The following is a 7,728-nucleotide window of genomic DNA, read 5'->3' on the forward strand; positions in this document are numbered from 1 at the left end:
AGGGCGCAGGCAGCTGCGGCAACGCGGCGGGTGACGGATCAATGAAAGTCCCGCGATTGCACGGGCAGTGATGCCAGCGCACTGCTGTGGTCTTCCAGCGCACCGGCAATGATGTGGGTAACGCCGTCCTTGTGCTCCAGTGTGCCCTTCACCACCAGCAACCGGCCGTTCATCAGTGCCGCTCGAAAGTGCTCCTGGGTGCGCGGCCATACCACCACATTGCTGTTGCCGGTTTCATCTTCCAGGGTCAGGAACAGCACCCCAGAGGCGGTGCCCGGGCGTTGGCGGCAGGTGACTACACCGGCTATGCGCACAAAGCCCCGATGGCTGATGTGGCCGAGGTCCGCATAGCGGCTGCAGCGGTTAAAGGGCGGCAGGTGTCGCAGCAGTGCCAGTGGGTGGGCGCGCAGGGTCAGGCCGGTGGCGCGGTAATCCGCCAGCACCTCTTCCGCCACCCCCGGCGCCGGCAGCTGCACACCGTCATTGAAATGGCTGCCCGGTTGCCGCTGCTCATCCTGTAACAGCGGGCGCGGCTGTTCCAGTGCCATGATCTGCCACTGCGACTGGTGGCGGTTGCCACTGAGCGAGGCCAGCGCGTCGGCATCCGCCAGTGCCTCCATGTCACGGCGCTCCAGCCCGGCGCGCTGCCGCAGCTGGCTGACCTGCTGAAAAGGCGCCTGCCGGCGCGCTTCCATCACGCGCTGCGCCCCCTCACGGCTCAGGCCTTTCACCAGCCGCAGGCCCAGGCGCACCGGTGGCTGGCTGCTGCCGTCGCTGTCCAGCAGGCGGTGGTCCCAGTTGCTGTGATTCACATCGGCCGGCATCACCGTCACTCCGTGGCGGCGCGCGTCCTGCACCAGCTGGGAAGGGGAATAGAACCCCATTGGCTGGCTGTTCAGCAGGCCCACATAGAATGCCGCGGGGTGGTGGCATTTGAGCCAGGCTGATACCCAGGCCAGCAGGGCGAAGCTGGCGGAATGGGATTCCGGAAAGCCGTAGCCGCCAAAGCCCTTGATCTGCTCAAACAGACGGTGCGCGAAATCCTTCTCGTAGCCGCGCTCAATCATGCCCTGCACCAGTTTGCCTTCAAAGGTGAGTAACTGGCTGTTCTTGCCCCAGTTGGTGATAGCACGGCGCAGCTGGTCGGCTTCGCCGCCGGAGAAGCCGGCCGCCACCATCGCCAGCCGAATCACCTGTTCCTGGAAGATGGGTACCCCCAGTGTGCGGTCCAGCACAGAGCGAATGGCCTCGCTGGGGTAAGTGACCGCTTCCAAACCTTGCCGCCTGCGCAGGTAAGGGTGAACCATGTCGCCCTGAATTGGCCCGGGGCGCACGATGGCGATCTGGATGACCAGGTCGTAGAAGCTCGCCGGTTTGAGCCGCGGCAGCATGGTCATCTGGGCGCGGGATTCAATCTGGAACACGCCGATGGAGTCCGCCTGCTGCAACATACGCCAGGTGGCCGCGTCATCGCGGGGTACATCGGCGAGCCCGCGCAGCTGGGGGTGATCGCGCGCGACCAGCGCCAGGCTTTTGCGAATCGCCGAAAGCATGCCCAGGGCGAGAATGTCCACTTTCAATAGCCCGAGCGATTCGATGTCTTCCTTGTCCCACTGGATGACCGTGCGCTCCGCCATGCTGGCGTTCTCCACCGGTACCAGCTGGGAGATGGGCCCCCGGCTGATCACAAAGCCCCCGACGTGTTGTGAAAGGTGGCGCGGAAAGCCGAGGATCTGCTGCACCAGCGACTGGAACAGCGCCGCCACCTCGCCGTGCCCGGTGACGCCCTGCTCCTGGAAACGCTTGTGCAAGTCGGCACTGCGGTCCCACCAGGCGAGGGACTTCGCCAGGTCTTCCACGAATACCGCGTCCAGGCCCAGTGCCTTGCCGACATCGCGCACGGCACTGCGCGCGCGGTAGGTGATGACGGTAGCGGCGAGTGCCGCGCGGCGGCGGCCGTACTTGCTGTAGATGTACTGGATCACCTCCTCGCGGCGCTCGTGCTCGAAGTCCACATCAATATCCGGCGGTTCATCCCGTTCGCGGGAAATGAAGCGCTCAAAGAGCAGCGATACCGCCTCCGGTGACACCTCGGTAATGAACAGGCAGTAACACACCACCGAGTTGGCCGCCGAACCGCGCCCCTGGCACAGAATGTTTCGCTCGCGGGCAAAACGCACAATGTCGTACACCGTGAGGAAGTAGTATTCGTAGGAGAGTTCATCAATGAGCTGCAGTTCATGTTCAATGCTGTGCTGTATGTCGGCGGGCACACCGGCGGGCCAGCGCACGGCACAACCTTCGTCCACCAGCTGGCGCAGATAGCTGCCTGCGCTCTGCCCGCGCGGCACCACTTCCTCCGGGTATTCATAGCGCAGCTCGTCCAGGCTGAACTGGCAGCGGGCGGCGATATCCAGCGTGGCGGCAAGCAGGGCAGGCGGATACAGTTGCGCCAGCTGCTGCGAGCGCCGCAGGTGCTGCTGGCTGTTGGCCAGCCGCCGGCGCCCCAGTTGTGCCACGCTGGTGTTGTGGTGCAGCGCCGTGAATACATCGTGTAGCGGCTTGCGTGACGCCACGTGCATTTGCACCGCGCCACAGGCCACCATGGGCAGGTTCAGTGTTTGTGCCAGAGTATGCAGGCGCCCATAGCGGGCGACTTCATCGTTGCCCAGCAAGTGGGTTAACCCGAGCCAGATGCGACCCCGGCACAGCCGCGCCAGCTGCTGCCCGTAACCGAGCTCGGCGGTAGCGGGGTTGATGCTTGCGTCGCCGGAAGGCTCAGCACCTGCAGGCTTCCAGATGATCAGGCAGCGCTTGAGATGGAAAATAACATCCCGCAGTGCCACCCGGTACTCACCCTTCGGGCTGCGCCGTCGCGCCAGGCTGATCAGGCCGGACAGCTCGCTATAAGCCGCACGGGAAGGCGCCAGCGCTACCAACTGCACCCCCTCTACCAGGTTCAGTTCGCTACCGATAATGAGCTGAATGCCGGCCTGCCTGGCGGCGACGTGAGCCTTCACTACACCGGCGAGCGAGCATTCATCAGTGATGGCTATCGCCTGGTACCCCAGCTCTGCCGCGCGCTCAACCAGTTCCTGCGGGTGCGATGCGCCGCGCAGGAAGCTGTAGCAGGTGAGGGTATGGAGCTCGGCGTAGGGCATGGGTTACGGGCCATCCAGTATATTCAGCGCGATATGCTGTGTTGAAGGTGAGCACGACCTTTCGTTGACCAGCGCGCTGAGGAATTGACTGATATGAGCGTCTGACAAACTGGCAGGGTGCTGCTTGCCGTGGAACAGGATGTAGAGCCTGATCCAGTGGATGTAGGTCTTCTCGGTCTTCCATGCATAACCCGCATCCCGCATGTGACGGCGGACTTGGTCCAGTAGCCTGGGCGGGTTGGCAGAGATGGCTGGTCTGATGTCATCCATGGGCATTGCGGCCTAAAACTGTATGTATATACAGTATTTGGATGGGGGCGGATTGCAAGGGGCTTTTCACCGGAAGGACGTGAGGTGGGTGAGGAGGGGTATGTAAGGCTTTGAATCTACTGCAATATTTTCTGATCTGCATGGACAGATTTGATGGCTTGCTAACTTCCACGTAGTCCGGCTAACAGGCGAGCCCAGTGGGCCAAGTGTGCCAACTTGTTGATTCCGTGAGGAACCTCACTGCCGGCGCCGCATGGCGTGCTGGAGTTAGCAAGCGTGGTGTTATACGGTCTGGTCTTTCTAATAAGCTGTTATGTTTACTTGGAAAACTCACAGAGCTACCATAGCTTGTGAGTCTTAGTTGACGTGGTAGGGCATATGTCAAATGCTGCGAATATTCTTATAGATCAGGCACTTGAACTTCCCGCGCTGGAGCGGGCAGCGGTTGCGGAGCAGATCCTTTTGAGCCTGGATAAGCCTGATGCTGAGCTTGATGCTATTTGGGCGTCAGAAGCCGAATCTAGGTTGTCTGCCTATAAAAGCGGCCGAGAGCCCGCCATCGCCCTCTCTGACGCCTTTAAGACATCCTGAAGTGGAGATAAAACTTCTCAAGCTCGCCCAGGTCGAGTTTGAAGAAGCGATGACCCACTACGAGTCAGAACAAATCGGTCTCGGAGACAGGTTTCGTAGTGAGGTGCTCCGTTCTATTTCTCGTATACAGCAGTTTCCGGTCGCTTACCAACTGTTCAGTCCAGGGACACGGCGCTGTCTAATTGCCAAGTTCCCGTAGGGTATTATTTATCATTATAGTCTGGAGCAAGATGAAATTGTCATCGTGGCAATTGCTCATCTTCACCGTCGCCCTGACTATTGGGTGTCCACTTTATCGAAGGAACTCTCCCGCTAAAGCGTCGGCTGATTGAAGCGTTAGGGGCTCCTACCGTCACAAGACCCACGCCTTGCCAAAGACGCCCTAGTGGTATATTTTCTATACCATTATGAAATTCCAATTCGACCAAAGGAAAAGTGCCTCCAATCTCAAAAAGCATGGGATTGATTTTGAGCAGGCTCAGTCTCTTTGGGATGACCCGGACTTGGTGGAACTGGCAGCGAGGTCTGACGATGAGGCGAGGTCAATCGTGATAGCTCGCTTCAACCGCCAGTACTGGTCAGCCGTATTTACATATCGAGATGACGAGATTCGACTGATTTCGGTTAGACGATCTCGGAAAGCAGAGGTAGAGCTTTATGAAAGCTAGAGATTTCGACAAAAAATTTGACCAGGGAAAGGAAGACATAATTGATGATCTGGATCTTTCCAGTCTCAGGCGGTCGAATCAAACACCGCGACGAGTTAACGTGGATTTTCCCGAATGGATGATTACCTCTCTAGACAAAGAGGCGGCAAGACTGGGGGTTACTCGACAATCCATTATCAAAGTCTGGCTGGCAGAACGCCTTGAACACGCCCCTAACAAGTAAAGGCTGCGGACGGTTTCACCGCCACAGCTTTAGGCGTTATGCGCCCGCTCAGTAGTGATATCGAAGTTGTGCGATAAGAAGGGAATCGTCTTGGACCTTATATACGATTCGATGCTCATCGTTGATCCGCCTGGACCAGTAGCCGGAGAGTGCATGCTTCAATGGTTCAGGCTTTCCAATTCCTTCGAAGGGTTCCCGGGTAATATCTTTGATGAGTGCGCTGATCCGCTTAACAAGTTTCTTGTCGGTCCTCTGCCAATATAGGTAGTCCTCCCATGCTTTCTCAGCAAATATTAACCTCACTCGATAAGTTCCTTCTCAAATCCCTCGCCTGCTTCCAACTCTGCCATCGACTCAATGAGCCTTCGTGTGTTCTTGGGGCTTCTGAGAAGGTAGGCAGTTTCTTCAAGCGCTTGATAGTCTTCCATAGACATCATTACAACGGCACCTTCCCCTTTGCGTGTTATCGCAATGGGCGCATGATCGTTGCAGACTTGCTCCATTTTTTTGGCAAGGTTGCTGCGGGCAGCGGTATAACTTATGCTTTCCATGATTTTAACCTGTACATGTACGGAAATATGTACGGATGCTATCAGCGCATAACAAGTAAGGCAACCGGGCGGCTGCGCCGCCGGTTCCTTTGGCGTGAATAATCAATAACAGTCCATTGAAATGAACAATTATCGAGTAACTAATGCTTGAATTTCTTAAAGATCTGATAAAGGAAGGCATTGGCGCGATCGTAAAATTCGTGATTGCTTTCGGTGTAGGCACTGGGGCTGGCGCAGTTATTTGCTGGTACTACGGCATTCCCTTAGGATTTTCTGTTATTGGGGGTATTCTCGTACTTGGGGTTGCGCTTGCATTAATGTCGGAATCAGGTTTTCTTTCTTAAAGGCTTCAAGTATCCGTTTATCAAAAACGCGTTTTTAAGCATCATATGCTATAAAAAAACCGGTACCAGAAACCATGGTGAAGGCGAAAAACATAACAAGTAGGTCAAGCCATTCGCATGCGGCTCACTGGGACGTTCAGCACTCCGCGCCTGCACGGGCATGGCTTCGCCAGTTTTCTCGGAGCAAACGCTCCGTGCTGAACGCCGCTTACCTTGACGTCAGCTTGCGGCTAGTTACGATGGGCATGAGTTGATAATTATGATTTTGAGAGGTGTTGTGCTCGCTTGTATTTTACCTTTGGCCGGGTGTTCATCGGCGATATCTAGCTATATTGCTAGTCAACAAAGCTTTGGTTACGAACAGATTGCAAGTCGAGAAACATTGCGCGAACAAGGATTCTATGAATCTGAGTTTTGTTCCAAGAAAACGGAATTGTGTATCAGTTATTTGACGGCAAAGCCATTGTTCGACAAGCAAAAGTTGAGCTATCGCGTTGAGCTTCAAGTAAATGGTCAGAATGAAATCAATGAGCTGGAAATCCAGAGAGAGTCTACAAACATCTACTCTGGTTTAGTTGTTTTGATACATGGATTTCGGGCATCTAAAGAATACATGGTGAATTCCGCGTTATATTTCAGGTTTCTTGGTTTTGATGTTTTGCTGCCCGATCTTCTTGGTCACGGAGATTCTTCTCCAGGAATACGATTTGGTGTAGAGGATAGCAAAATTATAAACGAGCTAATCGAGAAACTGGATCATCCGAAAAAAAATGTTCTTATTGTTGGTAACTCATTAGGTGCAGTTGCTGCAACCTTATTGATTGACATGAGAAGAGATATAGGTGGGATAGTGCTTCAAGCCCCAATGGTTAGATTTGATCAGGCAGTAGTGAATTATATAGATGCTTACTCACCCTTCTTGTCCACTTTGATCCCTAGAGCTTCAATACAAGAGGGTGCTGGTAAAGCGTTGAAAGACGCAGGTGTAAAATTGGAGCAAACAGATATAATTCCGTTGCTCGTTAGAAACAAAATACCAACACTTATTCTAGTTTCGAGTAATGATCCAGTCGCTCCGCCGGAAAGCTATAAGGACATATCTAACGAGTATATTTCAGTGGCTGAGGTTTCGGAAAGAAGCCATCCATCCATGGCTGTCATTACCCAACAAGATGATGAGATAGTTCAGGGTTGGCTGGTCGGTGGAGCTAACGAAGCGCTACAGTGGGACGGCTCACCTCGCTTGCCTTGATCGGTGGGTTACTTTTACTGCCCGCTCAAATTAGGAGGTTTCGTCTCCAGTTTCGGCCTCGGGGTGAAAGGCGAACGCAATATTTCTTGATGAGCCGCCACGACACACCTGAATCAACCATAGTAGAGTTCTTGGTGGCCGAAAACAGTCGTTAGCGTTGCCGGTTATGCTGCAGAACAAGGCATTACAGCGGGCATATGGCCCAGGCGATTCTTTTCTGCTGCAAAGTCCCGTGTGCCTCAAACGCCGCTGAACTTCGCGTTATGCGTCTAAATTACGCTAAGATATACGGACGATAGGGAAAGTAGTGCTAAACGCTCAGTTCTGACTAGAAGGAACCACCATTTTGAATAAGTATGCACCAGCGCTCTGGATACTAGTGGGCCGCTTGATAAATAGAGTAATTTAACGGGAAAAGGTGTACTATGCCGGTATGCGTAGACCTCAAGAATTCTCCATCGATGCTTCCAGTGCGCGTACGTTGCGTGGCTGGTTACGCTCCACCACATTGCCCCAGGGTCAGATTACTCGGGCGAAGATTGTCCTGGCGTTACATGCAGGGAAAACACCCAGCGAGGTCGCAGATGAGCAGTTCGTATCCTGCAAGACAGTGCACAAATGGCGCAATCGGTTTGTGGAATCCGGAGTGGACGGTCTGCTCGACGAAC

Annotated in this window: 10 protein-coding genes; 6 read left to right on the top strand and 4 right to left on the bottom strand. The window is 54.7% G+C overall.

The features are described 5' to 3' along the window. Nucleotides 1-38: 38 nt before the first annotated feature. On the bottom strand, nucleotides 39-3,161 hold the full coding sequence (locus G533_RS0114270; RefSeq protein ID WP_027950539.1) for an error-prone DNA polymerase: 3,123 nt from the start codon (nucleotides 3,159-3,161) through the stop codon (nucleotides 39-41). A gap of 3 nt (nucleotides 3,162-3,164) precedes the next feature. Continuing rightward, nucleotides 3,165-3,431 (bottom strand): site-specific integrase, encoded by a 267-nt coding sequence (locus tag G533_RS0114275; RefSeq protein ID WP_051230386.1) that lies wholly within the window; start codon nucleotides 3,429-3,431, stop codon nucleotides 3,165-3,167. A gap of 378 nt (nucleotides 3,432-3,809) precedes the next feature. Here G533_RS0114275 and G533_RS0114280 point away from each other — a divergent pair, with 378 nt between their 5' ends. The 3 genes from G533_RS0114280 to brnA all read left to right on the top strand — a co-directional run bounded on the left by G533_RS0114280 (nucleotide 3,810) and on the right by brnA (nucleotide 4,913). Continuing rightward, entirely contained in the window at nucleotides 3,810-4,022 is a 213-nt protein-coding gene (locus tag G533_RS0114280) for an addiction module protein (protein WP_027950541.1), read from the top strand. 407 nt (nucleotides 4,023-4,429) lie between these two features. Next, the gene (locus G533_RS25370) at nucleotides 4,430-4,690 is read left to right on the top strand and encodes a BrnT family toxin (protein WP_035528283.1); all 261 of its coding nucleotides are present in this window, start codon (nucleotides 4,430-4,432) and stop codon (nucleotides 4,688-4,690) included. Then, nucleotides 4,680-4,913 (top strand): type II toxin-antitoxin system BrnA family antitoxin, encoded by a 234-nt coding sequence (gene brnA / locus G533_RS0114290; protein ID WP_027950543.1) that lies wholly within the window; start codon nucleotides 4,680-4,682, stop codon nucleotides 4,911-4,913. The genes G533_RS25370 and brnA overlap by 11 nt, the downstream gene beginning before the upstream one ends. A gap of 48 nt (nucleotides 4,914-4,961) precedes the next feature. Here the strand turns inward: brnA and G533_RS0114295 are convergent, their stop codons facing one another. Continuing rightward, complete coding sequence (locus G533_RS0114295) at nucleotides 4,962-5,216, bottom strand: Txe/YoeB family addiction module toxin (RefSeq protein ID WP_027950544.1); 255 nt, start codon at nucleotides 5,214-5,216, stop codon at nucleotides 4,962-4,964. After that, complete coding sequence (locus G533_RS0114300; RefSeq protein WP_027950545.1) at nucleotides 5,213-5,464, bottom strand: type II toxin-antitoxin system Phd/YefM family antitoxin; 252 nt, start codon at nucleotides 5,462-5,464, stop codon at nucleotides 5,213-5,215. The genes G533_RS0114295 and G533_RS0114300 overlap by 4 nt, the downstream gene beginning before the upstream one ends. A 143-nt stretch (nucleotides 5,465-5,607) precedes the next feature. Between G533_RS0114300 and G533_RS24560 the strand changes: the two genes are divergently transcribed. The 3 genes from G533_RS24560 to G533_RS24035 all read left to right on the top strand — a co-directional run. Beyond that, the gene (locus G533_RS24560) at nucleotides 5,608-5,808 is read left to right on the top strand and encodes a hypothetical protein (protein WP_144079888.1); all 201 of its coding nucleotides are present in this window, start codon (nucleotides 5,608-5,610) and stop codon (nucleotides 5,806-5,808) included. Nucleotides 5,809-6,067: 259 nt separating this feature from the next. Next, a complete protein-coding gene (locus tag G533_RS24030; RefSeq protein ID WP_084639016.1) occupies nucleotides 6,068-7,060 on the top strand; it encodes an alpha/beta hydrolase in 993 nt (330 codons plus the stop codon). A gap of 433 nt (nucleotides 7,061-7,493) precedes the next feature. After that, on the top strand, nucleotides 7,494-7,728 hold a 235-nt coding region (locus tag G533_RS24035), incomplete at its 3' end, for a helix-turn-helix domain-containing protein (protein WP_144079889.1).

This window comes from Haliea salexigens DSM 19537 (assembly GCF_000423125.1).
Taxonomy (GTDB): Bacteria; Pseudomonadota; Gammaproteobacteria; order Pseudomonadales; family Halieaceae; genus Haliea; species Haliea salexigens.

Bases quoted from the DNA above. Each gene is read 5' to 3' on its own strand.
- G533_RS0114270 (WP_027950539.1), bottom strand. From the start codon at position 3,161: ATGCCCTACGCCGAGCTCCATACCCTCACCTGCTACAGCTTCCTGCGC.
- G533_RS0114275 (WP_051230386.1), bottom strand. From the start codon at position 3,431: ATGGATGACATCAGACCAGCCATCTCTGCCAACCCGCCCAGGCTACTG.
- G533_RS0114280 (WP_027950541.1), top strand. From the start codon at position 3,810: ATGTCAAATGCTGCGAATATTCTTATAGATCAGGCACTTGAACTTCCC.
- G533_RS25370 (WP_035528283.1), top strand. From the start codon at position 4,430: ATGAAATTCCAATTCGACCAAAGGAAAAGTGCCTCCAATCTCAAAAAG.
- brnA (WP_027950543.1), top strand. From the start codon at position 4,680: ATGAAAGCTAGAGATTTCGACAAAAAATTTGACCAGGGAAAGGAAGAC.
- G533_RS0114300 (WP_027950545.1), bottom strand. From the start codon at position 5,464: ATGGAAAGCATAAGTTATACCGCTGCCCGCAGCAACCTTGCCAAAAAA.
- G533_RS24560 (WP_144079888.1), top strand. From the start codon at position 5,608: ATGCTTGAATTTCTTAAAGATCTGATAAAGGAAGGCATTGGCGCGATC.
- G533_RS24030 (WP_084639016.1), top strand. From the start codon at position 6,068: ATGATTTTGAGAGGTGTTGTGCTCGCTTGTATTTTACCTTTGGCCGGG.